This is a genomic window from Planomonospora sp. ID91781, assembly GCF_015711595.1.
GTDB lineage: Bacteria > Actinomycetota > Actinomycetes > Streptosporangiales > Streptosporangiaceae > Planomonospora > Planomonospora parontospora.
In genome coordinates this window covers 3,583,674-3,609,173 of record NZ_JABTEY010000001.1, presented here as the reverse complement: position 1 = coordinate 3,609,173, position 25,500 = coordinate 3,583,674, and the positions used below count along the sequence as shown (strand labels likewise).

General features: G+C 73.2%; 23 protein-coding genes. 11 read left to right on the top strand and 12 right to left on the bottom strand.

Annotation, left to right across the window (positions count from 1 at the left end):
- Positions 1 to 91: 91 nt before the first annotated feature.
- Positions 92 to 670: an ABATE domain-containing protein gene (locus HS048_RS16340; RefSeq protein ID WP_196467366.1), complete on the bottom strand. Its 579-nt coding sequence runs from the start codon at positions 668 to 670 to the stop codon at positions 92 to 94.
- Positions 671 to 758: 88 nt separating this feature from the next.
- Between HS048_RS16340 and HS048_RS16335 the strand changes: the two genes are divergently transcribed.
- Complete coding sequence (locus tag HS048_RS16335) at positions 759 to 2,009, top strand: MFS transporter (RefSeq protein ID WP_196467365.1); 1,251 nt, start codon at positions 759 to 761, stop codon at positions 2,007 to 2,009.
- 183 nt (positions 2,010 to 2,192) lie between these two features.
- On the opposite strand, the gene HS048_RS16330 is transcribed toward HS048_RS16335, so the two are convergent.
- From HS048_RS16330 to lon, 8 genes are all read right to left on the bottom strand, one after another.
- The gene (locus HS048_RS16330; protein ID WP_230880851.1) at positions 2,193 to 3,659 is read right to left on the bottom strand and encodes a S1C family serine protease; all 1,467 of its coding nucleotides are present in this window, start codon (positions 3,657 to 3,659) and stop codon (positions 2,193 to 2,195) included.
- A gap of 183 nt (positions 3,660 to 3,842) precedes the next feature.
- The gene (locus HS048_RS16325; protein ID WP_196467364.1) at positions 3,843 to 5,378 is read right to left on the bottom strand and encodes an acyl-CoA synthetase; all 1,536 of its coding nucleotides are present in this window, start codon (positions 5,376 to 5,378) and stop codon (positions 3,843 to 3,845) included.
- Positions 5,379 to 5,522: 144 nt separating this feature from the next.
- Positions 5,523 to 6,131, bottom strand: a complete 609-nt coding sequence (locus HS048_RS16320) for a hypothetical protein (protein WP_068893961.1) — start codon at positions 6,129 to 6,131, stop codon at positions 5,523 to 5,525.
- 178 nt (positions 6,132 to 6,309) lie between these two features.
- Positions 6,310 to 7,164: a MetQ/NlpA family ABC transporter substrate-binding protein gene (locus HS048_RS16315; RefSeq protein WP_196467363.1), complete on the bottom strand. Its 855-nt coding sequence runs from the start codon at positions 7,162 to 7,164 to the stop codon at positions 6,310 to 6,312.
- An 89-nt stretch (positions 7,165 to 7,253) separates the two neighbouring features.
- Complete coding sequence (locus tag HS048_RS16310) at positions 7,254 to 7,910, bottom strand: methionine ABC transporter permease (protein ID WP_191897294.1); 657 nt, start codon at positions 7,908 to 7,910, stop codon at positions 7,254 to 7,256.
- Positions 7,907 to 8,869, bottom strand: a complete 963-nt coding sequence (locus HS048_RS16305; protein ID WP_068893963.1) for a methionine ABC transporter ATP-binding protein — start codon at positions 8,867 to 8,869, stop codon at positions 7,907 to 7,909. The genes HS048_RS16310 and HS048_RS16305 overlap by 4 nt, the downstream gene beginning before the upstream one ends.
- Positions 8,870 to 9,215: 346 nt before the next feature.
- Entirely contained in the window at positions 9,216 to 10,421 is a 1,206-nt protein-coding gene (locus HS048_RS16300) for a cytochrome P450 (protein ID WP_196467362.1), read from the bottom strand.
- Between the two features lie 235 nt (positions 10,422 to 10,656).
- Positions 10,657 to 13,053 (bottom strand): endopeptidase La, encoded by a 2,397-nt coding sequence (lon, locus tag HS048_RS16295; protein ID WP_068893965.1) that lies wholly within the window; start codon positions 13,051 to 13,053, stop codon positions 10,657 to 10,659.
- Positions 13,054 to 13,242: 189 nt separating this feature from the next.
- Between lon and HS048_RS37200 the strand changes: the two genes are divergently transcribed.
- The 10 genes from HS048_RS37200 to HS048_RS16245 all read left to right on the top strand — a co-directional run bounded on the left by HS048_RS37200 (position 13,243) and on the right by HS048_RS16245 (position 21,928).
- The gene (locus HS048_RS37200) at positions 13,243 to 14,568 is read left to right on the top strand and encodes a sensor histidine kinase (RefSeq protein ID WP_153054034.1); all 1,326 of its coding nucleotides are present in this window, start codon (positions 13,243 to 13,245) and stop codon (positions 14,566 to 14,568) included.
- 97 nt (positions 14,569 to 14,665) lie between these two features.
- Positions 14,666 to 15,322, top strand: coding sequence for a response regulator transcription factor (locus tag HS048_RS16285; RefSeq protein WP_196467361.1), 657 nt, complete (start codon positions 14,666 to 14,668; stop codon positions 15,320 to 15,322).
- A 265-nt stretch (positions 15,323 to 15,587) separates the two neighbouring features.
- The gene (locus HS048_RS16280) at positions 15,588 to 16,328 is read left to right on the top strand and encodes an alpha/beta hydrolase (RefSeq protein ID WP_196467360.1); all 741 of its coding nucleotides are present in this window, start codon (positions 15,588 to 15,590) and stop codon (positions 16,326 to 16,328) included.
- On the top strand, positions 16,321 to 17,796 hold the full coding sequence (locus tag HS048_RS16275; RefSeq protein ID WP_196467359.1) for an acyltransferase: 1,476 nt from the start codon (positions 16,321 to 16,323) through the stop codon (positions 17,794 to 17,796). The genes HS048_RS16280 and HS048_RS16275 overlap by 8 nt, the downstream gene beginning before the upstream one ends.
- 38 nt (positions 17,797 to 17,834) lie before the next feature.
- Positions 17,835 to 18,488: a heme oxygenase (biliverdin-producing) gene (locus HS048_RS16270; protein WP_068894400.1), complete on the top strand. Its 654-nt coding sequence runs from the start codon at positions 17,835 to 17,837 to the stop codon at positions 18,486 to 18,488.
- 154 nt (positions 18,489 to 18,642) lie between these two features.
- Complete coding sequence (locus HS048_RS16265; RefSeq protein WP_191897286.1) at positions 18,643 to 19,278, top strand: TetR/AcrR family transcriptional regulator; 636 nt, start codon at positions 18,643 to 18,645, stop codon at positions 19,276 to 19,278.
- A gap of 174 nt (positions 19,279 to 19,452) precedes the next feature.
- Positions 19,453 to 19,644 carry a hypothetical protein gene (locus HS048_RS16260; RefSeq protein ID WP_068893970.1) on the top strand — a complete coding sequence of 64 codons (192 nt, stop codon included), beginning with the start codon at positions 19,453 to 19,455 and terminating at the stop codon, positions 19,642 to 19,644.
- A 482-nt stretch (positions 19,645 to 20,126) separates the two neighbouring features.
- Positions 20,127 to 20,453 carry a hypothetical protein gene (locus HS048_RS16255; protein WP_068893971.1) on the top strand — a complete coding sequence of 109 codons (327 nt, stop codon included), beginning with the start codon at positions 20,127 to 20,129 and terminating at the stop codon, positions 20,451 to 20,453.
- Between the two features lie 18 nt (positions 20,454 to 20,471).
- A complete protein-coding gene (locus HS048_RS16250; protein ID WP_196467358.1) occupies positions 20,472 to 21,503 on the top strand; it encodes a DUF6745 domain-containing protein in 1,032 nt (343 codons plus the stop codon).
- Positions 21,504 to 21,721: 218 nt separating this feature from the next.
- Complete coding sequence (locus HS048_RS16245) at positions 21,722 to 21,928, top strand: hypothetical protein (RefSeq protein WP_068893973.1); 207 nt, start codon at positions 21,722 to 21,724, stop codon at positions 21,926 to 21,928.
- 332 nt (positions 21,929 to 22,260) lie between these two features.
- Here HS048_RS16245 and HS048_RS16240 read toward each other — a convergent pair whose 3' ends face one another.
- From HS048_RS16240 to HS048_RS16230, 3 genes are all read right to left on the bottom strand, one after another.
- Positions 22,261 to 23,091: an STM4011 family radical SAM protein gene (locus HS048_RS16240; RefSeq protein WP_196467957.1), complete on the bottom strand. Its 831-nt coding sequence runs from the start codon at positions 23,089 to 23,091 to the stop codon at positions 22,261 to 22,263.
- Positions 23,092 to 23,222: 131 nt separating this feature from the next.
- A complete protein-coding gene (locus HS048_RS16235; RefSeq protein ID WP_255529578.1) occupies positions 23,223 to 24,695 on the bottom strand; it encodes an STM4012 family radical SAM protein in 1,473 nt (490 codons plus the stop codon).
- Entirely contained in the window at positions 24,692 to 25,498 is an 807-nt protein-coding gene (locus HS048_RS16230; RefSeq protein ID WP_068894403.1) for an STM4013/SEN3800 family hydrolase, read from the bottom strand. Before HS048_RS16230 ends, HS048_RS16235 begins: the two co-directional genes overlap by 4 nt.
- Positions 25,499 to 25,500 lie beyond the last annotated feature (2 nt).

Here is a 25,500-nt window from a genome sequence, read left to right as displayed (position 1 = left end):
GCCTCGGACGGCCCCGACGCCTCGGACGGCCCGGGATTCCGAAACGGCCCGTGAGCCCGTCGTCCCGCCGCCCCGCGGCGCGGCGGCGGGCTCAGCCCGTGGTCCGGCCGGACGCGGGCGCGCCCTGCCCGTCCCGGCGGTCCCGTGCCCGGAACGCCGCCGCCTTGGCGCGGTTGCCGCAGCCGCGCATGTCGCACCAGCGGCGGGAACGCCGGTGCGAGGAGTCGACGTAGAGGCGGGTGCAGGGGGACGCCTCGCACTCGCGGATCAGCGCGGCGCGGGGGCCGCCGAGCAGTTCGACGGCGGCCCGCGCCGTGGTGGCCAGCGCGGCTCCCAGATCGCCGGTCCGCTCCAGCCCGCCGTCGTCGCGCAGTCTGACACCGGCCGGCGCCCGGCCCGCGGCGCGGTTGAGCAGTTCGCGGTCGGCCGCCTCGAACGGCGAGCCGGAACGGGCGGCGGACGCCAGCCGGTAGACCGCCTCGCGCAGCGCCGCCGTCCGGGCCAGATCCTCGTCGCTCACGGCGGGCTCGGTGTCGAGGAGCCCCGCGGCGACCGTCCACCGGGCGAGATCCGCCGGCGTCGCCAGCAGGTCGACGCGTCCGGTCCGGCGCCGGCCCACCGTCCCGGCCAGGTCGAGGCCGAGGTTCCCACTCACGAAGGTGAACTCCATCGCCCCATAGTAACCGCATTGACAGGTTATTTCGAAGGCTGCCAGAGTGAGTAACCGTTCTTTACGGTTACTTCATGGAGGGAAGTCCATGGCGCTCCCGGTCCCCACCGGCACGGCGGCCGCATCCGCCCGCGCACCACGGCGGTACGGCCCCCGCCACCGCTGGATCGTCCTCACCGTGGGCGTGGCCGCGCAGGCCAGCTTCTCTGCCATGTTCTCCGGCATCCCGGTCACCGGGATCGCGATGCGCGCCGGCTACGGGCTGTCCACCGGCACGCTCGGCCTGGTCCTGGGCTGCCTCGGGCTGGGCGTGGCGGTGTCCGACATCGTGTGGGGGCTGCTGACCGACCGGTTCGGCGACCGGCGGATCCTGCTCGTCGGACTGGTCTCCACCGGTTCGCTGCTGGCGCTGATGGCCGCCGCCGTCACACCCGGCGACCGGGCCGGAGTGCCGATGCTGGCCGCGTGCATGCTGGCCGCCGGGGCGCTGGGCGGCAGCGTCAACGCCTCCTCCGGCCGAGCGATCATGACCTGGTTCACCGACGGGAACCGCGGCTTCGCCATGAGCATCCGCCAGACCGCGATTCCGGCGGGCGGCGCCGTCGGGGTCGCCCTGCTGCCGTGGCTGGCCTCGGCGTACGGCTTCCGCGCGGCCTACGCGGTTCCGGCCGCGCTCTGCCTGCTGTCCGCCGCGGCGGCCTGGCGCTGGCTGCACGGGCCGGACCAGGAGCCCGCCCCGGCGGCGGAGCGGGCCGGGGCCGGGCGCTCGCCCCTGCTCCGCTGGGACGTCTGGCGGCTGGCCCTGGCCAGCGGCCTGCTCACCGTCCCGCAGTTCGCGGTGCTGTCCTTCACCGCCGTCTTCCTCCACGACGCCAAGGGCGCCGGGGTGGCACTGGCCAGCCTGACCGTCCTGATCGCCCAGCTCGGGGGCGGCGCGGCGCGCATCTGGACCGGCAGGCACAGCGACCGGCACGGTGGCCGCCGCACCCTCATCCGCGGCATCGGGACGCTCACCGCGGTGGCCATGGCCGGCGCGGCCGTCCTGACCCACGCGCCCACCCCGCTGACCGTCGCCGCCCTGGCCCTCGGCGGCCTGCTGGCCAACGCCTGGCACGGTGTCGCCTACACCGAGATCGCCGCCATGGCGGGCGCGGACCGGGCGGGAACGGCCCTCGGGCTGGAGGGCACCACAGTCTTCGCCGCCGCGTTCCTCACCCCGCTCCTCATCCCCGTGGTCCTCGACACCGCCTCCTGGCAGGCGGTGTGGGCGCTCGCCGCCGCGGCCCCGCTGCTCGCCGTCCCCCTCGTCCCCCGCGGCCCGCGACCCCTGCGCCGGTGACCCTCCGGCCGCGGTCCACGGTGCGGAAGCGGGACCGCGGCGCCGTTCGCCCGGCCTCCGGCCGCCCCCGCGGGCGGGGGCCACGGCGCCGTTCCCCCTCGGGGCTGCCGGACCGGACCCGGGCCGTACCGCCAGGTGTGCCGCCGGGGTCGCGGCGGCCCCGGCGGCACACGGTCCGTCAGGTCATTCCCCGGTCTTCTGGACCAGGGTCGCGGTGACGGTCTGGCTCCGGCCGTCGCGGAGATAGACGAGGGTGACCTTGTCTCCCGGCTTGAGCCCGCGCACCACTCCCACCACGGTGTCCCCGTCCTCGACCGCGGTGTCGTTGATCTTCGTGATCACGTCGCCCTGCCGCAGCCCCGCCTGGGCCGCCGGGCTGCCCTCGGTGATCTGGCCGACCAGTGCGCCCGCGGTGTCACCGGTGGCGTCGGCGAGACCGACGCCCAGGAAGGCGTGGACGACCTTGCCGGTCTCGATGAGCTGGTCGGCGACCTGCCGCGCGGTGTTGATCGGGATGGCGAAGCCGACGCCGATGCTGCCGTCGCCGCCGTTGGTGGCGATGGCGGTGTTGATGCCGATCACCCGCCCGGAGGAGTCGACCAGCGCCCCGCCGGAGTTGCCGGGATTGATCGCCGCGTCGGTCTGGATGGCGCCGCCGATGGTGGTGACCTGCGCGGCGCCCTGCTGCCGGCGGTCGCCGCCCCAGCCGGGCGGCAGCTGCTGCTCCCGCTCGCCGCCGACGGTCACCGTCCGGTCGAGCGCGCTGACGATGCCCGCGCTGACCGAACCGGACAGGCCGAGCGGGCTGCCGATGGCCAGGACGGAGTCGCCCACCTTGAGCCGGTCGCTGTCGCCGAGCGAGGCCGCCGTGAGGCCGGAGACGTTCTCAGCCCTGATGACCGCCAGGTCGGTGGCCGGGTCGGTGCCCACGATCCGGGCCGAGACCGTCCTGCCGTCGCTGAACTTGACGGTCACCCGGCCGTCCTGGCCGACGGAGCCCACGACGTGGTTGTTGGTCAGGATCAGTCCGTCGGCGGAGAGCACCACGCCCGAGCCCTCCCCGCCTCCGGCGGCCGTCTTGACCTCGATCGAGACGACCGCGGGCTGGACGGCCGCGGCGACGTCGGCGACCGTGGCCACGTTGCCGGCGGCGCTGACCACCGGAGCCGCCGAGGAGACGAGCGCGGGGCCGTCGTCGAGGGCGGTCGCGGCGAAGGCCCCCGCCACTCCACCGCCCACGGCCATGGCGGCCAGCGCGAGTCCCGCCCCCAGCTTCTGCATCCCGCTCAACCGGCCCCGCTGCGCGGGCACCGTGACGGGCTCTGTGACAGGCGCTGCGGGCGCCGGGGCCCCGGACGGCGTCACCGGCGGCGCGGGCGGTCCGGACGGCGATTCGGCGGGCGTGCCGAGCGGCTGCGCCCCGACGGGCGGTGCGGGCGTCCCGGCCGGAACTCCGGCCGGTGCGCCGAGAGGCAGCGACGGCAGCGGGGCGGTCCGCCCCTGCCCGGCGGCCTCGGCGGCTCCGGCGGCACGGCCGCCCGGGAACCCCCCGGCCCGGGGCGGCTCCGCGCCGAACTGGCTCCAGCCGCCGGAGGCCGCCTCGATCGGGGTGGTGTCCTGCTCGTTCTTCTTGTCGTCCATCTCGTTCATCCCCCAGTCCTGCGTCCCTCCGTGGACACCACGGCGACGACCGGTTCTCTCCGGTGTCCATATCCTGCGCGGAGGGAGGTAAGAGCTGGTTAAGGGCGTGATCGGGATGATCCGCGCCTCCTGACGGCCGCTTTATCAGCCGTGGTCAGAGGCCCGGGCGGAGGCCGTACGAAAGATAAAAAATCATGACTTGGCAGGCCAGTACTCGTCGCGCAGGACCCGCTTGTAGAGCTTGCCCGTGGGGTGGCGGGGAAGCTCCTCGCGGAAGTCGATCGACCTGGGGCACTTGTACGGCGCCAGCCGGTCGCGGCAGTAGGCGATCAACTCGGCCTCCAGCCCCGGCCCGGCCCGGTCCATGGAGGCCGGCTCGACGACGGCCTTGACCTGCTCGCCCATCTCCTCGTCCGGGACGCCGAAGACCGCCACGTCGGCGACTTCGGGATGGACGGCGAGCACGTTCTCCGCCTCCTGCGGGTAGATGTTCACCCCGCCGGAGATGATCATGTAGGAGCGCCGGTCCGTCAGATAGAGGAAGCCCTCCTCGTCCAGGTAGCCGATGTCGCCCAGGGTCGTCCAGCCCCGGCCTTTCGGATCCCTGGACGCCCTCGTCCTCTCCTCGTCACCGTGGTAGACGAACTGCGGCCCCTTGTCGAAGTAGACCGTGCCGTGCTCGCCCGGCGGCAGTTCCTCGCCGTCCTCGTCGCAGACGTGCACCACGCCGAGGAGCGCGCGCCCCACGGTGCCCTTGTGCTTGAGCCAGTCCTCCGGGCCGACGTAGAGGAAGCCGTTGCCCTCGGTCCCCGCGTAGTACTCGTGGACGATCGGCCCCCACCAGTCGATCATCCGCTCCTTGACCGGGACCGGGCAGGGTGCGGCGGCGTGGATCGCGCATGCCAGCGACGACAGGTCGTACGCGGCGCGGATCTCCTCCGGGAGCTTGAGCATCTTGATGAACATGGTCGGCACCCACTGGGAGTGGGTGACGCGGTGCTCCTCGATGAGCGCGAGCGCCCGCTCGGGGTCGAACCGCTCCATCACCACGACGGTCGCGCCCAGACGCTGGAAGCTCATGCAGTAGCGCAGGGGGGCCGCGTGGTAGAGCGGCGCCGGGGAGAGGTAAACGCTCTCCGCCGAGGGCGCGAAGAGGAACCGGATCAGCTGGAGCAGCGGACCGGGCTCGTCGAGGGAGGCGGCGGGCAGGGCCGGCTTGACGCCCTTGGGCCGGCCCGTGGTCCCGGAGGAGTAGAGCATGTCCGCGCCCTGGCACTCGTCCTCGACCGGCGTCGGCGGATGGGCGGCGACCGCCTCCTCGTAGGAGGCGAAGCCGGGGGCGGTGCCGTCCAGCATGAGGCGGATCTCGACCCGGGGGGTGACCTCGGTGATCGAGGTGGCGACGTCGGCGAGGGCCGCGGAGGAGATGAAGACCCTGGCCTCGCAGTTGTCCACGATGTAGGCGAGCTCTCCGGCCGTCAGCCGGGAGCTGATCGCGGTGTAGTAGAGGCCCGACCGGTGCGCCGCCCAGGCCACCGCCAGGAAGAGCGGGTGGTTCTCCAGCATGAAGGCGACGTGGTCGCCCGGGCGCAGGCCCGAGGCGCGGAACAGCTGGGCCAGGCGGTTGGACTCCTCGTCCAGCTCGCGGTAGGTGACGACCCGTCCGGAGCCCGCCATGATCACAGCGGGCTTGTCGGGCGAAACGGCTGCGATGACTCCCGGATGCATGACCGAACGTTACTCGGTTCGATGATCCGCGGGAAGTGCCCGCTTACCCCGGAACGCCGGACGGGGCCGCGGCCTCCTTCAGGAGGTCGCGGCCCCGTGTCATCGGGTGTCGCGGGCTGTCACCGGACGGGTACGGCCGTGCGATCAGGCGTGGCTGTAGACGTTCTCCCAGCCGCTGTAGTAGCCCTTGGGGCCGAAGTGGTTGCCGCGGCTCACCTTGACGGAGATCTCCTGCGCTCCCTCACCGCTGAAGGAGTAGAACTTCGCGGGCTTGCCGCAGTTCTTGAAGCTCTTGAAGGAGGTCGAGCCGTCGAAACCCTCGATCTTGAAGGTCGCCCACGAGCAGCGGTACTTCGGGTTTCCCCACCATTTGTGGTTGGTGAGCTTCCCGTGCACGGTGTAGTCGTACTCGTGGACCCACTTCCAGACCCACTTCTTCTGCCAGGTCTTGATCCAGGCGCACTTCTTGTGGCCGTTCTTCCACCAGCACTTCTTGACGACCTTGGGATACTTCTTCCAGTAGCCCTGCTTCTTCGAGTCCTTGGTGACCTCGACCTTGCCCTGGGCCACGGCCTTGTGGTTGGCGGAGGCGTAGGGGCCCCAGTGGTCGGAGAAGTACGGCGAGGCGGAGACCCCGCCGGGGCCGGTGGCGGCGTTCTCGATGGGGGTGGCGGCGTTGGCCGCGACGGGGGCGCCCACGGCCAGGAGGGTGGCCGCGCCGGCGCCGACGAGGATACGGGTGGCGAATCGCATCTGAGGGAACCTCTCGGGAATGAGGATTTTCTGACGCTCCCGTTGTATGTCCACCCGATTGCCGCCCGCTTACAGGCCGCTTAAACGGCGAGGTCGGACCGGAAATCCGATAAGCGCTTTTTCCCGATCTTGCGTGAAGCGCCGTGAAAGGATCTCCGGTCCGGGGTCCCGCCGGTTCTCAGCCCGCGTTCACCGGAACGACCGAACCGCTGTAGGTCCGCTCGATGAACTGCTTCACCTCGGCGCCCGAGAGCAGCTTGGCGAGCTTGGCCACGCGCGGGTCCTGCTCGTGGCCGGCGGCCACGACCAGGCCGTTGGCGTAGGGGTTGCCCTCCGCCTTCTCCAGCACCAGCGCGTCGGAGGCGGGCTTGAGGTCGGCCTCGAGCGCGTAGTTGCCGTTGATGACGGCGGCGTCCACGTCCTCCAGGGAGCGGGGCAGCTGCGCGGCCTCCAGCGGCTGGAACTTCAGGTTCTTCGGGTTGCCGGTGACGTCGCGCTCGGTGGCGGCGGTGCCGACCCCCTCCTTCAGGGTGACCACGCCGTTGTCGGCCAGCAGCTTCAGGGAGCGGCCCAGGTTGGTGGCGTCGTTGGGCACCGCGACGGTCGCGCCGTCGGCGAGCTCGGTCACGGCCTTGAGCTTCTTGGAGTACAGCCCCAGCGGCTCCAGGTGCACGTCCTGGACGTAGGTCAGCTTGGTGCCCTTGGAGGCGTTGAAGTCGTCGAGGTACGGCCGGTGCTGGAAGAAGTTGGCCCCGAGCTCGCCGTCCTGGAGCTGCACGTTCGGCTGCACGTAGTCGGTGAACTCGACGATCTCCAGGTTCAGGCCCTCCTTGGCGGCCAGCTCGTCCTTGACGAACTTGAGGATCTGGCCGTGCGGGACCGGGCTGACGCCGACCTTGAGCACCTCGCCCGCGGCGGGCACGGAGGCCTTGCCCGCGGTGTCCCCGGCGGTGCCGGAGTCACCGGAACCGCAGGCGCCCAGGGTGAGGACGAGAGCGGTCGCGGCGGACGCGATGGCGAACAATCTGCGCACTGTGCGCTCCTTCGGTGAGTAAAACCCTATTTGTAGATAGGAAAACCCAGGATATCCCTCGTGGCGGACCGCCTGGGGAGCGATGGGGTTCAGCGCCGGGCGAGACGGCGGGCGACGACGTCGCCCAGGGTCTGCACCAGCTGGACGATGACGACCAGCACCACGACCGTGACCACCATGAGCGTGGTCTCGAAGCGCTGGTAACCGTACCGGATGGCCAGGTCGCCGAGGCCGCCGCCGCCGATCGCCCCGGCCATGGCCGAGTAGGAGATCAGCGCCACCACGGTCACGGTCAGCCCCGCCACCAGACCGGGCATCGCCTCGGGGAGCAGGACCTTGCCGATGATGGTCCCGCGCCCGGCGCCCATGGCCTGGGCCGCCTGCACGGTGTCCCGGCCGACCTCGCGCAGCGCGGTCTCCACCAGCCTGGCGAAGAACGGCGCGGCGCCCAGGGTCAGCGGGACGACCGCGGCGAACGTGCCGATGGTGGTGCCCACGATGAGGCGGGTCAGCGGGATCACCGCGATCATCAGGACGATGAAGGGCAGCGACCGGCCGAGGTTGACCACCAGGCCGAGCACCCGGTTCAGCACCGGGGAGGGCAGCAGCCCGCCCCGGTCGGTGACGACCAGCGCGATGCCGAGCGGCAGCCCGAACAGCACGGTGAACAGCGTGGACCAGACGACCATCTGGGCGGTCTGCCCGGTGGCCTCCAGCAGCAGGGGGCTCATCTCGTCCCAGGTCACGGGGTCACCTCCACCAGCAGGCCGCGCTCGGTCAGGTAGTCGAGGGCGGCCTCGCGCTCGCCGCCGGTCAGGCGCACCCGCAGGCGGCCGGCCGAGACGCCCGCCACCTCCTCCAGCGCCCCGCCGAGGATGTTCACGTCGACGTCGAACTTGCGCACGATCTCCGAGACCACCGGCTCGTCGGCCTGCCCGGTGAAGGTGATCGTGACGTTCCCGGCCTCGGGCCGGGGCAGCGGGAACAGCTCCGCGGCGAGGCGGGAACCGGGCCGCGCGATGAGCTCGGGGATGGCCCCGGACTCCTCGACCAGGCCGTCGCGCATGACCGCCACCGAGTCGCAGATGCCCTTGACCACGTGCATCTCGTGGGTGATCAGCAGGATGGTGAGCCCCAGCTCGCGGTTGAGGTTCCGCAGCAGGGACAGGATCGACTGCGTGGTCGCCGGGTCGAGCGCCGAGGTGGCCTCGTCCGAGAGCAGCACCGACGGGTTGCCGGCCAGCGCCCGGGCGATGCCGACGCGCTGCTTCTGCCCGCCGGACAGCTGCGCCGGGTGCGCTCCGGCCTTGTCCGCCAGGCCGACCAGCTCCAGCAGCTCGGCGACCCGCCGGGCCCGCTCGGCCCGCCCGACGCCCATCACCTCGAGGGGGAAGGCCACGTTCCCGGCGACCGTCCGGGAGGACAGCAGCGCGAAGTGCTGGTGGATCATCCCGATCCGCTGGCGGGCCCGGCGCAGCTCGCCCTCCCGCAGCGCGGTCAGCTCCTGGCCCGCCACGGAGACCGTGCCCTCGGTGGGCCGCTCCAGCAGGTTCACGCAGCGCAGCAGGGTGCTCTTGCCGGCGCCGCTCTGCCCGAGCACACCGAAGATCTCACCCTCGCGGACGCGCAGGTCGACCCCTCCCAGGGCGACGACCTCGCGCCCCCTATCTCGATAGACCTTGCGCAGGCCCGACACATCGATCACAGCGGTTCCCCCAACACGGAACGGTTCAGCACGGAGAAAGGACTTCGGCGGGGGTACGGCTAGCGCGTGCCGGGAGGGAAGGGCAGGTGGCTCAGGCGGCGCAGGACGAGGGTGTCCGCGGGGCAGGTCATGTCGGCGGGGCCTTCTCGGCGGGAGGGAACGGGCGGGGCGGGTCTCAGCGCGTGCGGGGTGTCTCCACGGCCCGACAGCACATTCGGCGCATTCGCCCGCCACGACAGGCGGCCCGGCCGACCGGCCGGGCCGCCTCGATGTCGGGCGCCGCGTTCACGTCGGCGTCAACACGCCGTTCCTGTCATTCCATTCCCGACATCTCGTGTGATGCCGCTCACAGCCGGAGCCGGACGGGCATCTCCTTGATGGAGTTGACGAAGTTGGAGCGGAGCCGCCGGGCCGTACCGGCCGGGGCGATGCCGGGGGTGCGCTCGGCGAGCACCTCGAACAGCACCCGCACCTCCATCCGGGCCAGGTGGGCGCCCAGGCAGAAGTGCGGGCCGCCCCCGCCGAAGCCGACGTGCGGGTTGGGGTCGCGGCCGACGTCGAAGACGTCGGCGTCCGGGAAGACGGCGGTGTCGCGGTTTCCCGACGGGTAGTAGAGCACCACCTTCTCCCCCGCCGGGATCGTCCTTCCGCCGAGCTCGGTCTCGGTGAGCGTGGTGCGGCGCATGGTGATCACCGGGGACACCCAGCGGATGACCTCGTCGGGGAGCGTGCGCAGCAGCGACCGGTCCTCCAGCAGCCGCCGCCACTGGTCCGGATGGTCGAAGAAGGCCTGCAGCCCGCCGGAGGCGGCGTTGCGGGTCGTCTCGTTGCCCGCGACGGCCAGCAGCACCACGAACACGCCGAGGGCCAGGTCGTCCATGCTGGAGCCGTCCTCGGCGGGGGCGACGAGCTTGCTGACGATGTCGTCGCGCGGCTCCTCGCGCCGCCGGGCGCCGAGCGCCGAGGCGTAGGCGAGCAGCTCGAAGATCGGCGCGGTGTCCTGGGTGGCGAAGTCGGGATCGTCTGCGCCGATCATCGCGTTCGACCAGGCGAAGATCTTCTCCCGGTCCTCGGCGGGCGCGCCGAGCAGCTCGCAGATCACGTACAGCGGGAGCGGCGCGGCGATGTCGGCGATGAAGTCCACCGAGTCGCGGGCCAGCGCCGCGTCGACCAGCTCGTGGCAGATCTGGCGGATGTGCTCCTCCAGCTTCCCGATCATCCGGGGCGTGAAGCCCCGGTTGACGACGGCGCGGGTGGCGGTGTGCTCCGGCGGGTCCTGGAAGAGCATCATGAGCCGGTTCCGGGAGAGCTGCTCCTCGCTCGCGTCGGGGACCATGACGCCCCCGGCGTGGGAGGAGAAGACCTCGGGATGCCGCGAGACGTGCTGGATGTCGGCGTGGCGCATGACGGCCCAGAAACCGGGGCCGCCGGGCTCGGCGTGCCGGTGGACGGGGTCGTCCGCCCGCAGCCGGGCGTACCGCTCCCAGGGCATGGCGGTCTCGTACAGCGAAGGGTGGTAGATGTCGGTCTCGGTGCTCGTCGAAGGGCTCATGAAAGGCTCTCTGCTCGGTCCACGTCCGCCGGACCGAGATTCTTCCAACTCCCCGGCCCGGACAGGGAGCCATGGGGCAAATCGTGATCTTCCGGATGACCCGTGACCCGCCCGGGCCGCGTTCACCGGCTCGGCCCGCCGGCCGCCTCTCCGGACCCGGACGCGGCGGACGGCCCGCACCCCGGCGCCGGGGTGCGGGCCGTCCGGACCTGACCCGTGACCGGGCGGCCGGGCGTCAGGCCGCCGCGGGCTCGGCGACCTTGGCGGGGGTGAGCGCGATCTCCAGGACCTCCCGCACGTCGCTCACCGCGTGCACGGTCAGCTCGTTGCGGACGGCCTCGGGCACGTCGTCCAGGTCGGGCTCGTTGCGGGCCGGGATCAGCACCGTGGTGATGCCCGCGCGGTGGGCGGCCAGCAGCTTCTGCTTGACCCCGCCGATCGGGAGCACCCGGCCGGTGAGGGAGACCTCGCCGGTCATCGCCACGTCGTTCCTGACCGGTCGGCCGGAGAGCAGCGAGGCCAGGGCCGTGGTCATGGTCACGCCCGCGGAGGGGCCGTCCTTCGGGACGGCTCCGGCCGGGAAGTGGATGTGCACCGAGCGGTCCTTGAGCGAGGAGACGGGCAGCTCCAGCTCCGCCCCGCGCGAACGCAGGTAGGAGAGCGCGATCTGCGCCGACTCCTTCATCACGTCGCCGAGCTGGCCGGTCAGGGTCAGCCCGGTGGCGCCGGTCTCCGGGTCGGCCAGCGACGCCTCCACGTAGAGGACGTCGCCGCCCGCCCCGGTGACCGCCAGCCCGGTGGCCACGCCCGGCACCGCCGTACGCTGGCGGGACTCGGGCAGCGAGGACTCGGGCACGTGGCGCGGGCGGCCGAGGTAGGGGACCAGGTCGTCCACCGTCACCGGCAGCTCGGCCTCGCCCAGCGCCGCCTGCGCGGTGACCTTGCGCAGGATCCGGGCGATCGAGCGCTCCAGGGAGCGGACCCCGGCCTCCCGGGTGTACTCGCTCGCCAGGCGGCGCAGCACGTCCTCTCCGACCGCGACGTCGGCGGCGGACAGGCCGGCCTTCTCCAGCTGCCGCGGGAGCAGGTGGTCGCGGGCGATCGCGACCTTCTCGTCCTCGGTGTAGCCGTCGAGCGTCACGACCTCCATGCGGTCCAGCAGCGGGCCGGGGATCGCCTCCAGCACGTTGGCGGTCGCCAGGAAGAGCACGTCGGACAGGTCGAGCTCGACCTCCAGGTAGTGGTCGCGGAAGGTGTGGTTCTGCGCGGGGTCGAGCACCTCCAGCAGCGCGGCGGTCGGATCTCCCCGATAGTCGGAGCCGACCTTGTCGATCTCGTCGAGGAGCACGACGGGGTTCATCGAGCCGGCCTCGCGGATGGCCCGGACGATCCGGCCGGACTGGGCGCCGACGTAGGTGCGCCGGTGGCCGCGGATCTCGGCCTCGTCCCGGACGCCGCCGAGCGCGACGCGGACGAACTTGCGGCCCATCGCGCGGGCGACGGACTCGCCGAGCGAGGTCTTGCCGACTCCGGGGGGCCCGGCCAGCGCGAGCACCGCGCCGCTGCGGCGGCCGCCGACCACGCCGAGGCCCTGCTGGGCGCGGCGGCCCCGGACCGCGAGGTACTCGATGATGCGGTCCTTGACGTCGTCGAGGCCGGTGTGGTCGGCGTCGAGGACCTCGCGGGCCGCGGCGATGTCGACAGTGCCCTCCGGCGCGCCTTCGGCACGACGCTCCTCCGTGCGCACGTTCCACGGGATGTCCAGGACGGTGTCGAGCCAGGTGCGGATCCAGCCGGTCTCGGGGGACTGGTCGGAGGTCCGCTCCAGCTTGCCGACCTCCTTGAGCGCGGCCTCGCGCACCTTCTCGGGCAGGTCGGCGGCCTCGACCCGGGCGCGGTAGTCCTCTTCCTCGGTCTCCGGGGAGGAGCCGTCGAGCTCGGCGAGCTCCTTGCGGACCGCGGCGAGCTGCTGGCGGAGCAGGAACTCGCGCTGCTGCTTCTCCATGCCCTCCTGGACGTCCTTGCGGATCGTCTCGGCCACGTCGAGCTCGGCCAGGTGCTCGCGGGCCCACTCGACCAGCTTCTCCAGCCGGCCCGCGGGGTCGGCGGTCTCGAGGATCTCGACCTTGCGCGGGGTGGTGAGCCAGGGCGCGTAGCCGGAGTTGTCCGCTAGGACGGACGGGTCGCTCATCGCGTTGACGGCGTCGACGACCTGCCAGGCGCCTCGCTTCTGCAGGATCGTGGTGGCCAGCGCCTTGTACTCCTTGGCGAGCTCCTCTGCGCGCTCGCCCGCCTCGACGGGCTCGACCCGGGTGGTCTGCACCCACAGCGCCGCGCCGGGCCCGGTGGTGCCGGCGCCCACGCGGACCCGGTCCACCCCGCGCACGACGGCGGCGGGCTCGCCGCCGGGCAGCCGGCCGACCTGCTCCACGACGGCCCTGACGCCGACGGCCCCGTAACGCCCGTCGATCCGGGGGACGAGGAGCACCTGCGGCTTCTTCTCACCGAGGGCCTGGGCCGCGTCGATGGCGGCTCTGACCTCGGTGTCGGACAGGTCGAGGGGGACCACCATGCCCGGCAGCACGACCTCGTCGTCGAGGGGAAGGACCGGGAGGTTCAAGCTCTCACTCATCTTGGCTCCATCAGGTTGAGTTATACCGACTCAATTAACAGGAGCCCTGGATTGTTCCCAGGCTTGAGCGTGTTCGCTGTCAGCGATCGTAATCGTGTAATCAATGCCCTTTCATCACTCCTGAGAGTGACCCGGAAGGCCCTCCCCCGGGGTGACGTGCGCGCATGGTCCCTCTCCTAGACTGGCCGGGTGACCCCTCCTCCCGCCTCGCGGGACCGGGCCCGCAATCCCTTGGCCCGGCTGGCTCGCGCACTCACCGGCGCGTTGTGGAGCGGCAGGGCCGGCCCGTCGCATCCCCGCTCCCGGTGGCTCGCCCCCCGCGTGCCGGGCTTCCTGGGCCTGCTGCCGTTCCGCACGATCGACCTGGTCCTGCTGGCCGACCTCGTCCTCGCCTTCGTGCTTTTCAGCGTCGTGCAGTCCATGCTGCAGACGGAGGCGACGAACGTGCCGTTGCCGCTGGACCGGGAGGAGATCCGGTTCGCCGCCGCCTGCTCCGCGCTCCCGCTGGTGCTGCGCGACCGCTGGCCTCTGGCGGCCTGGCGGCTGGCGGCGGTGCTGGTCCCCTGGGGGATCATCACCCGCCTGCAGGCCGTGGAGACGCCCTACTCCGCCGACACCGTGATCATGTATCTGCTGGTGCTCTACGCCGTCGCGGTCCGCTGCGAGCGGCACATCACCATCGGCGCGTGGCTCGTCTCCGTGGCGGGCGTGTGGTGGCTCGAGTCGCAGCTCGACCAGACCGGCGTCATCGCCATCGGCGGAGGCCTGGTGACCGCGGCCGTCCTGCTCGGCTACAACGTCCGGGCCAGGCGTACGGCGGTCAGGCTCCTGGCCGAGGAGGAGCGGCGCAGCGAGCAGGCCCTGGCCGGGCAGGCGGTGCTGGAGGAGCGGGCCAGGATCGCCCGGGAGCTGCACGACATCGTGGCCCACCACATGTCCGTCATCGCCATCCAGGCGGAGGCCGTACCGCTGAAGGCGCGGGGCGAGGCGCGGCTGCTGGAGGAGGGGCTGGCGGAGATCCGCACGCTCTCGCTGACCGCGATGACCGAGATGCGGCGGGTGCTGGGCGTGCTGCGGGACGCCGACGGGGCGCGGGACACCGCGCCGCAGCCCGGCCTCGGCCGCCTGGAGGAACTGGTCGCCACCGCGCGCTCGGCCGGGCTCACCGTGACGCTCAAGCCGGGCGGCGACCTGACCGGGCTGCCCGCGGCGGTGAGCCTGTCGGCCTACCGGATCGTGCAGGAGTCGCTGAGCAACGCCATGCGGCACGCCCCGGGCTCGGCCGTCTCCGTGCGGATCACCCGGACCGCCGACGAGCTCCATCTCCACGTGGCGGACGACGGCGGGCGCCGCTCCCCCGAGGGCCCCGGGCGGGCGGAGGCCCCCCGGCACGCGGGGCACGGCCTGCTCGGGATGCGGGAGCGGGTCTCCATGCTCGGCGGGAAGCTGTGGGCCGGACCGGCCGGCGGCGGCTTCGCGGTCACCGCCGTGCTCCCGCTCCCCGAAGACCTCTGACCCCGGGCCGCCGTGCTCCCGGAGGCGACCCCGTTCCCGGTCTCCGCGGTCGCTGCCATACTCCCGAGCGCGGGCAAATCATGATCATGGAGGACGTATGCCGATCCGGGTGCTCATCGCCGACGACCAGGGCATGGTGCGGACGGGCTTCACCGTCTTCCTGGACTCCCAGCCCGACATGGAGGTCGTCGGGGAGGCCGTGGACGGGCGGGACGCCGTGGTCCGCACGACCGAACTCCGGCCGGACGTCGTGCTGATGGACGTGCGCATGCCCGTCATGGACGGGCTGGCGGCGACGCGGGAGATCCTCTCCTCCGGCGGCCACACGCCGAAGATCCTGATCCTGACCACGTTCGATCTCGACGACTACGTCTACGAGGCGCTGCGGGCCGGGGCCAGCGGGTTCCTGCTCAAGGACGCCTCCGCCCAGCAGTTGGCCGAGGCCGTCCGGGTGGTCGCGGCCGGGGAGGCGCTGCTGGCGCCGTCGGTGACCAGGCGGCTCATCGCGGAGTTCGCCCGCGTCGGGCCGAGCCGCCCGCGCGCCCGTCCGGGTGACATCACCGAGCGGGAGACCGAGGTCCTCGCCCTGATCGCCCGAGGCCTGTCCAACCAGGAGATCGCCGGAGAGCTCGTGCTCTCGGAGCAGACGGTCAAGACGCACGTCGGCCGGATCCTGGCCAAGCTGGGCCTGCGCGACCGGGCCCAGGCGATCGTGTACGCCTACGAGACAGGGGTGGTCCGCCCCGGCGAGTGAGGCGCGCGCCCGGGGCCGCCCCGGCAGGGGAAGCAACGCCCGGACGGACCCCGGCAGGCGGAGTCCGCCGTCCCGGACGTTCCCCGCCGGGTGTCGCGCGGCCCCGTCCCTGCTCTGCCGCGCGCGAGGGGCCCGCCCGTCGTCCCCGTCCCTCCCCAGGATGACGGAGCGGTGGGCTCCGCGGGGTGACGCGGGTTATCGATCATGATTCGTAGCGTCCTGTCGTGTTCCGCGGAACGTCCCCGGAACCCGACAGGAGGCCCGCATGCTCCGCCCCGTGCTCGCCGTGAGCGCGATCACCGCGCTCACCTACGTGATCGTCCCGCAACCGCCGGGCGATCGGATCGTCAAGGTCTACGGCGACCTGCGCACGGCCGAGCACGTGGCCGTCGTCGTCCCCGGCGCCGACACCACCGCCGCCACCTTCGAGGGCGGCCGGGCCAAGGTGCACAGCACGCCGGGGGGCGGTGCCCGGGCGCTGCTGGCGCAGGCGCGGGAACTGGACCCCGGGGCTCGGCTGGCGGTGGTCGCCTGGCTCGGTTACGACAGCCCGGCGACCGTCAGCCTGCACGTCGCCACCGGCGGGGCCGCCGAGCGAGGCGCCCGGGCGCTGCGCCGCTACGTCTCCGACACGCTCCGCGGCAAGCGGGTCACCCTGCTCTGCCACAGCTACGGGTCGGTGGTGTGCGCCGGGGCCGTGCCCGGGACGGGAGTCTCCGACCTGGCGGTGTTCGGCAGCCCCGGCCTGCGGGTGTCGTCCGCCGCCGCGCTGGGCGGGACGCGCCTGTGGGCGGGAAGCGGCGCGCGCGACTGGATGCGCCACGTCCCCAAGGTCCGCTTCGGACCGCTCGGCTTCGGCCCCGATCCGGCGGGACCCGGTTTCGGCTCCCGGATCTTCGCCACGGGCGCCGCCGGGCACAGCGACTACCTCGAGCCGGGCAGCCGGTCGCTGCGCAACCTCGCGTTGATCGCCCTCGGGCGGGCCGCCGAGGTGTCCCGTGGCTGACCTCGAGGCCCTCCGCCCCGCGACCGGCCCCGCGACCGGCCCCGCGACCGGCTGGGCGGACGGCCCCCCGGACGGCCCCGCGACCGGCTGGGCGGCCCGCTGGGCGGACCGGATCGAGGCCTCGACTCCGGCGGGCAGGGACCGCGGGGTGGACGCGCTCCGGGCGCTGGCGATCTGCGGGGTGGTCCTGGGCCACTGGCTGGTCACCGCATGGGCGCCCGCCCCCGGCGGGAAGCTGGTGATCTCCAGCCCGCTGGCCCACCTGCCGGCGTTCACGCCGCTGTCCTGGGTGCTCCAGACCCTGGCGGTGTTCTTCTTCGTCGGCGGCTACGCGGCGGCGCGGAGCCTGCGTTCGACTCCGGGCGTCCGGGCGTGGCTGCGGAGCCGGGCCGCGCGGCTGCTCCGGCCGGTGATGCCGCTCCTGCTGGTCTGGGCGGGGATCGTCGCGGGGCTGACGCTGCACGGCACGCCTTGGACGACGGTCCGGGCCCTGGCGCTGCCGGCGCTCGCGCCGCTCTGGTTCCTCGCGGTCTTCGCCGCGCTGACCGCCGCCACCCCGCTGCTGGCGCGGTTGCGGCCGGGCGTCACGGCCGCCTCGGCGGCCGCGGTGGTGCTCGCCGTGGACGCGGCCAGGTTCTGGCCCGGTGGTCCCGCCTGGCTCGACCGGCTCGGCTGGGTGAACCTCGCGGCCGGGTGGCTGGTGCCGTACGCGCTGGGGATGGGCTGGGCGGGCGGCATGCTCGCCTCGCGGCGGGCGGCGGGCGCGCTGCTGGCCGGAGGCGCGGCCGGGGCGGTGCTCCTGGTGGCCGCGGCCGGGTATCCGGCGAGCATGGTGGGGGTGACCGGGGCGGAGGTGTCCAACCTCAGCCCTCCGACGCTCGCCGCCGTCTGCTTCGGCCTCGCCCAGGTGGGGCTGGCCCTGCTGGTCCGCGGACGGCTGGCCCGGCTGATGCGGCGGCCCCGCCTGTGGACGGTGATCGCACTGGTCAACCTGTCGGCGATGACGGTCTTCCTCTGGCACCAGACGGCCCTGTCCGTGACCGCCGTCGCGGCGCTCCGTTTCGGGGACGTCCCCGGGCTGCTCTCCTCCCCCGCCGACCCCGGCTGGCTCGCGCACCGCCTGGGCTGGCTGGCGGTGGTCACCGCGCTGCTCGCCCTGGCCGGTACGGCCGGCGCCGGACTGCGGGCCGTACGCCGGGGCCGTCCCGGACGGCGGGCCGCACATCGGGACCCCGCCGCGCGCCGGACGCGGACGCCGCATGCGGGGAGGACGGCTCAAGGACCACGGCGTACCGGAGGGACGGCTCAGGAGCCACCGCATGGCGCAGAAGCGGCTCAGGGATCGCCACGTGCCGCAGAAGCGGCTCAGGGGCCACCGCATGGCGCCGGGTCGGCCGGGGACCGCCGCGTCCCCGCTTTCACGACAAGGTGTCATCATCACCTTGACGTGCCCGCCGATTCTTTGTGACACTCTGTCATGAAAGTCCCCTGCGACACGGAGTGATCATGAGCCAGGCGCCGTTCTCCGAAGTACTCAGGACCGCCACCTGGGGCGATCACGCCTCCGCCGAGGACGACGGCTACCTCAAGGCGCTGATGGCCGGGCGGCTCAGCCGCGAGGCCTACGGCGAGCTGGTGGCCCAGCACTACTTCGCCTACGTCGCGCTCGACGGCGCCTCCCGGGAGCTCGCCGGCGACCCGGTCGCCGGGCCGTTCGTCCTGCCCGAGCTCTACCGGGAGGAGGCGCTGGTCCGCGACCTGGAGACGGTCTACGGCGCCCGCTGGGCGGACCGGATCGAGCCCTCCAAGCCGACCCTCACCCTGGTCGCCCGGATCAACCAGGTCGCCGCCTGGCCCGGCGGCTACATCGCCCACCACTACACCCGCTACATGGGCGACCTGTCCGGCGGGCAGTTCATCCGGATGGAGCTGGAGAAGATCTACGGCTTCGGACCCGGCGGCGGGGTCGACTTCTACCGCTTCGACCGGGTCGGCAGCCTGCCCCGGTTCAAGGACGCCTACCGCGCCCGGCTGGACGCCCTGCCGGTGGACGAGCCCGAGAAGCAGCGCATCATCCGCGAGACCAGGCTCGCCTACCAGCTCAACACCGAGGTCCTGGCCGACCTCGGCCGGGTGGCGCGAGCCGAGCCCGCGGCCTGACCGTGACGCTCCGGCCGCCACCGGCCCCGTCATCCGGCCGGTCGGCCGGGCCCGCGCCCGCACGAGCAGCCGGGTCCCCGGCCGAGCGGCCGACCGGGCCGGCGCCCCACGCGACTCCCCGGCCGGCGCGCCGGGCATGTGCGACGATGGGCCCATGCCCCGCATTTCGGCCGCGACGATAGGCGAGCACCGCGCACAGACGCGGGAGCGCATCCTGCAGGCGGTCTCGCGGCTCTCCCGGGGCCAGGGCATCGACGCCATCTCCATGACCGACGTGGCCGGCGAGGCGGGGATCACCCGCACCGTGCTGTACAACTACTTCCCGGACAAGGCCGCGCTGCTGCTGGCCTTCACCGAGCGGGTGACGCACTACTTCATCGAGGCCTACGAGCGCGAGCTCGCCGACGACGCCTCACCCGCCGAGCGGCTGCGGGCGTTCGTCCGGCTCCAGCTGGCCGGGCTCCTCGCCCACCCGCACCCCGGGCCCGCCGACCTGTCGGCCGCCCTGGGGCCCGACGCCTACCAGCGGCTGGCCGAGCACGTCGCGCCGATGCAGCGGATCCTGACCGGCATCATCGAGGGCGGCGTGGCCTCGGGCGACTTCCAGGCCGTCGACGTGCCCGCCACCGCGCGGCTCATCCTCGCCGTCATTGGCGCGGAACGGCTGCCGCTGCTCGACGGCACGGTGACGGTGGAGGACGCCGAGGACATCGTCTCCGGATTCGTGCTCCGCGCGCTGGGAGCCGGTCCGGAAGAAACAAAACAACGGCCGCGATCAGCGAATCAATAAAACCGGCGACGACCTTAAAAGAACCGTCACCAGGCTTTGATCAATCATGGCGTTAATTCGCTGAAACCACGCCGCCGGTACGGGATGCTTATTCGCGGCGACCTGCGGACGGCCGGATGCGGCCCACCGCGGAAGCCGAAAAGTTCCCCGTTCCATTCCCATGGAGGAAAAATCATGATCCGTCGTATTCTCGCCGGTGCGGCCATCGCAGGTCTCGTGGGCGTCGGCGCCCTGGCCGTCGCCGGGACCGCCTCGGCCGGCGACTGGGGTCACGACCGCGGCACCACCTACGTCAACGGTGGCAACCACAACGAGGTCCTGAACGACCTCCTCGACCTCGCGCTCCTCGGCATCATCGAGAACTGATCCTCTCTGCGCGACGGCGCGCCCGGTCCCGAGATCGGACACGCCCGTCCGGAGACGGTCCGCCCCCGGCGTTCCCGCCGAGCGGAAGCATTCACCAGGTGAATGTCCTCCAAAACAGGAAACCGTCTTCCCTGTAAACACCACCCCGATTCCGGGGAAACTTCTGGAGCGTTGATCAGCGCAATCGAGAGCGGCTCCACGGCCAATTCCCGGCCGTGGAGCCGCTTTTCTGTCGTTCTCCTCGGAAAAAGGCGTGCATCGCCGTAGCCAGCCGGAATCGCACCGGTTCCGCCCGCGGTCCCCGTTTCGATCGTGCTCCTTCCGTCCCGGGAGCCCGGCCGGAAGGACGATCGGGGCCAGGCCGGGAGCCGCGCCGGACCGCGGGCCGGGAGCAGGTCCGGGTCCGTCGTCCCGGAACCGCTGGAATGTCGGTGGCGAGGGCTAGCTTGCGATCGACCCCGACCCGAGGAGACCAGCCAGCCATGTACCGCCAGGGTGACATCCTGATCGTGCCCGTCCCCGAGGAGGCCGTGCCCGCGGCCGTCCGCACGGCCCCCTCCGCGCCGCGCGATCCCGGCGGCCGGCTGGTGCTGGCCCTGGGCGAGGCGACCGGCCACGCCCACGCCGTCGTCGGCCCCGGAGCCCTGGTCCGGAGCCCGCATCCGATGGATCCCGACTTCCTCCACCTTCCCTCCGGAGGCCGCGTGGTCCACGAGGAGCACGCCGCGATCCCCCTCCCCAAGGGGTGGTACCGCGTGCAGCGCCAGCGCGAATACGTCCCCGGCGCGTTCCGCGTCGTCGCCGACTGATCCCGGGAGACCGACGAGATGACCGTCACCATCGAACTCGCCGACGCCCTGACCGCCACGGCCCGCGACTGGGAGGAGGTCGCCTTCCGCTCCGGAGCCGCCGACCGCCCCGGAGCCGAGGCCGGGGTGCGGCTGGCCTACCGCACCGCCGGTCTGGCGGAGCCCGAGGAGATCGTCTGGGTCGACTCGCCGCTCGCGGGCGCGCGGGCCGCCACCGCGCCGGGCGCCGGCAGACCGGTCCGCGAGGAGGTCAGGACCCGGCAGTGGGAGCTGGCCAGGGCCGCCGTGCACGCCTCGCTCGGCACCGCCGACTGGTCGCTGGCCTGGTCCCTGACGGGAGGCCGGCTCTGGGGCCCGGTCGGCGACCTGGCCGCGCAGATCCGGCGGGGCGTCGCCGCGGCGGAGGAGACCGAGGAGGCCGGGGCCGCGCTCCGGGGTTCGACGCTGGACGCCGTGCTGGGCCAGCAGGACGCCGCCTGGCTGGCGCTCTTCGACGCGCTGGGCAGGCCGGAGACCGAGGGACTCGCCCGGGTCGCCCGGTCGGCGGGCTGGTGGTGGCCGTTCGAGCGGGTGGCCGTCGTCTGCGAGCGCCCCGCCGAGCTGCACCTCGACGAGTTGCACCGCCTGCACCGCGCCGACGGTCCGGCCCTGCTCTTCCCCGACGGCTTCGCGGTGCACGCCTGGGGCGGCATGCCCGTCCCCGCGGACTTCGCCGCGTCCATGGCGGGGCTGACCCCCGCGCGCATCCGCGCCGAGGAGAACGCCGAGCTGCGCCGGGTGATGCTGGAGCACTTCGGCTACGACCGCTATCTGGCGGAGTCCGGCGCGACCCCGCTGCACCGGGACGAGACCGGCGTCCTCTGGCGGATCGACCTGCCCGACGACGAGCCCGTCGTGATGGTCGAGGTGGTCAACTCCACCGCCGAACCCGACGGCACCTTCCGGAAGTACTGGCTGCGGGTCCCGCCCGCCACCGGCACCGCCCGCGAGGGCGTCGCCTGGACCTTCGGCCTGTCCGAGGCCGACTACCACCCCGAGCGCGAGACCTGATGCCTCCCGGCCGCGCGGATACCTCCCGGCGGCGCGGGCGAAACGGCGGGGGCGGCCAAGAAAGCATCACCCGGCCTTGGCCCGACACTGCAGGAACCCGGCGGAGCGGCGCTCTTTCCGGGAGCGATGCTTGTTCACGACGCCGAGCGGCCGGCCGGACGCGGTCCGCCGCCGGAGTCACCGACAGTGCTCCGTTTCGTTCCCATGGAGGAAAACCCATGATTCGTCGCATTCTCGCCGGGGCGGTCCTCACCGGCGTCGCGGGCCTCGCCAGCCTGGCGGTCGCCGGCCCCGCGTCGGCCGGCGACGGGGACTACGGCCGCGGTTACGACCGGCCCAACTTCACCTACATCGACCGCAGCAACCACAACGAGGTCCTGAACGACCTCATCGACATCGCCATCCTCGGCATCATCGACAACTGATCCTCTTCCTGGACGACTGAGCGCGGCGGCGCACCCGGCTTCATCTCACCGGGCGCCGGCGCCGGAGGAGAGATCCATCCCGGTCGTCTCCGCCGGCCGGAGACGACCGGGCGTGAACCGTCGAAACGGGGGCCGCCCTCCCGTGGAGACACCGCCCCTCCCATGGGGGGACCTTCTGGTGGTCAGTCAGTGAGAGAGCGGTCCCACGGTCGTGGGGCCGCTCTCTTGCCGTTGCCACCGGGAGGTCCGCTGCCACCGGGTGTTCCTCCGGCGCCGCCGGAGGAACACCCCCGCCGGGGAGCCGCCGAAGGCGGGACGCGGCTCGGCGCGTGTCACCAGCCGTGCGGGATGCGCTCCAGGACGCCGCCGGCGAACACGTCGTACAGGCCGGTCGGCTCCAGGTGCACGTAGCCGATGTGGCAGTCGCACAGCGCCGCCGGACACGGCCGGACCCGGCGCCGGAACGTCCCGTCGTACAGGTTGCCCAGCACGGCCGGGACGAAGTGGCAGCGCCGCACGGTGCCGTCGCCGTCCACCGAGACGACGCTGTCACCGGTACGGCAGGCCTGCCCGGCACTGCGGTGCGGGAAGCGGCTGTGCCGGAACAGCGGGTCGATCGCCGTCCAGTCGTCCGCCTCGGCGTCGGTGTAGAGGTGTCCCTCGGCGGCGTTCACCCACAGGTACACCCCCTCCGGCAGGTCGGCCCGGAGCCTGCGGGCCTGCTCCAGGTGCTCGGGCAGGCCGACGACGCCGACGCTGAACCGCACGCCCAGGCCGGCCAGGTCACGGCACCTGCCGAGGAAGCGCCCGTAGTCGACCTGGCCGGGGTGGTAGGTCGCCCAGAGGGCGAGCGTGCCCAGGTCGGCCCCGGCGAGCCAGTCGGTCCGGCTGCTGAGGTTGGTCTGGATGGCGACCCGGCGGACGTGCGGCAGGTGGCTGAGCCCGGTCATCGCCCGGCGGTACCAGGACCGGACGAGCCCTTCGCCCCACGGAGTGAACAGCACGGAGACCGGGTGGTCGCACCCGGCCACCCAGTCGGTGAACCGCTCCAGCGCCGCCCGGTCGGCCCGCAGCCGCTCCGGGCTGTCGCGGCGCTTGGCGAACGGGCAGTAGGGGCAGTCGTAGTCGCAGCTCGCCAGCGGTCCCCGGTAGAGGATCGACAGGTGGTCGCCGTCGCCGGAGCCGCCGGGCGCGCCGACGCCGCTCGGACCGCTCGACGGGGGGCACCGGTGCTCGCCGCCACCGGGACCACCGGCACCGCTCAGAGCGCCGGCCGGCGGGCGCGGGCGGGCGTTCACCGGGCCTCGTACCCGGCCATCAGCGCGCGGACCCGGCCGGAGAAGAGCGCCGGGCCGATCGCGTCGGAGTGCGCGAGCCCCTCGGCGGTCAGCCGGATCCGGGCCGCCCCGTCCTCCGATCGGCCGGCCGGTTCCAGCCAGCCGCGCTCGGCGAGGAGCGCCAGCTCACCGCCGAAGTCTTCGGCCGCCTCGGTGCCGAACCGGTCCCGGTAGGCGGCCGGGTCCACGCCCTCGGCCTGGAGCAGCGACTGGATCAGATGGCGCCTGCGCCGCTCCCCCGGGTCGAGCCGGAAGCCGACGTTGGCGACCGCGAACTCCTCGGGCGCGAGCCGTACGTAGTCATCGATGATCGCGCGCACCTGGCCGGCGGCCACCGCGTACTCGTAGGAGTAGTGGAGACCGGAGGTGTAGGAGCGGGCCCCGCAGCCGAGGCCGACCATGCCGTCGCTCTGGCAGCAGTACTCGGTGGCGCTCCCCGTCCCGGGCAGCCGGAACATCCGCATCGACACCTGCTCGTACCCGGCGGCCAGCAGGTGGTCGCGGCCCTGGCGGTACAGGCCGAGCCGGTGGTCGTCCCAGTCGCGGGCCCGGCGGCCGAGGCCGGTGAGCGGGCGGACGTACAGCGGGTAGAGGTAGATCTCCTCGGGCCGCCACGCCAGCGCCGCGTCCAGGGAGTGCCGCCACGACCGCTCGGTCTGCCCGTCGATGCCGTAGATCAGGTCGAGGTTGAGCGCCTCGAACCCGGCCTCCCGGATCCGGCCGAGCGCCGCCTCGACCTCGGCCCGCCGCTGCGGCCGCACCGCCGCGCGGGCCTCGGCGTCGACGAAGCTCTGCACGCCGATGGAGACGCGCGTCGCGCCCCGCTCGGCCAGCACCGCGAGCCGGTCGGCGGTCGCGGTGGCGGGCGAGGTCTCCACCGACAGGGGGACGGCCCGCAGGTCCACCATGGTCTTCTCGGTGAGGTCGAAGAGCCGGGTGAGCTCGCCCGCGCTCAGGTAGGTCGGCGTGCCGCCGCCGATCGCCGCGGTGACGAACTCCGGCGCGTCCAGGGCGTCCCGTACGGCGTGCGCCTGGCGCTCCAGCGCGTCCAGATAGGCGGCGACGAGCTCCTCGGGTGCGCCGGTCCGGGTGAACAGGTTGCAGAACCCGCAGCGCATCTCGCAGAACGGGATGTGCAGGTAGAGGAAGAGGCTGCCGGTCGGCTCGCCCGCCCACACCTCCCGCAGCGGCGGACGCGGGTCCAGCGGCCGGTAGGCCGTCTTGTGCGGATAGGCGTAGACGTATCCCTGGTAGGGGCCGGTCCCCGCGTCGAGGCCTCCGCCGCCGGTCCCCCCGCCGGGGACCGGGCCGGGATCGGGGAGCGGCACCGGGCCGGGTCCGGGTGCGGGACCGGGCTCCGGCCCGCGGCCGCCTCCGGGGGGAGAGGCCGCCTCCGCCGTCCCCGTCGCCCGTGCGGAAATCGAGGTCAACGCCACTCTCCCTGCCTCAGCTCGAACTCGCCGTAGGGCACCGTCCAGACCACCTCATGACCGATCCGATGCCCGACGTATCCGTCTTCACCGTAGGCGGTGCCGTGATCGGAGCAGACGATCGCGAACCCCGGCCGCTCCCTGCTGACCAGTGCGAAGAGCCTGCCGATGTGCCGGTCGACGTACTCCAGCGCGGCGGCGTGGCTCTCGGCGCCGTCACCGTGCTCGCGGGTCGCGCCGGCCAGGTGGAACCAGTTCGGCTGGTGCAGCGCGGAGACGTTGACGAACAGGAACACCGGCCCGTCCGCCCGCGCGACGGCCCGCTCGGCGCACGCGACCTGCTCCTCGAACGAGGTGGGAGACGTCACCCCGAACCCCGGCTCCCAGTGGCTCTCGGCGAACATGCCCGGCAGCACGGACCCCAGCGGGGTGAGCTTGTTGAAGAACCCCACCCCGCCGACGCAGATCGTGCGGTAGCCCGCCGCCGCCAGCCCCGTGGGCAGGTCCGGCGCGTCGAACACCCAGGTTCCCTGCCCCGTGGTCTCGCTGCCCGGGAAGGTGGCCGCGAACAGCCGGGGGTGCGGCCCCGGCGCGGCCGGGGTCGGCAGGAACCCGGCGAGGATCGCGGCGTGCGCGGCGTAGGTGAAGCTGCCGGGGCTGTGCCGCCGCTCCCACCGCCCGCCGGGCAGCGCCCGCGCCAGGTTGGGCAGCCGCCCGGCCCGCAGCAGCTCGTCGGCCACGTCGTGGCGGAGCGTGTCGAGCGTCACCAGCAGCAGGTCGTGGCTCCCCACGATCCGGTTCATGT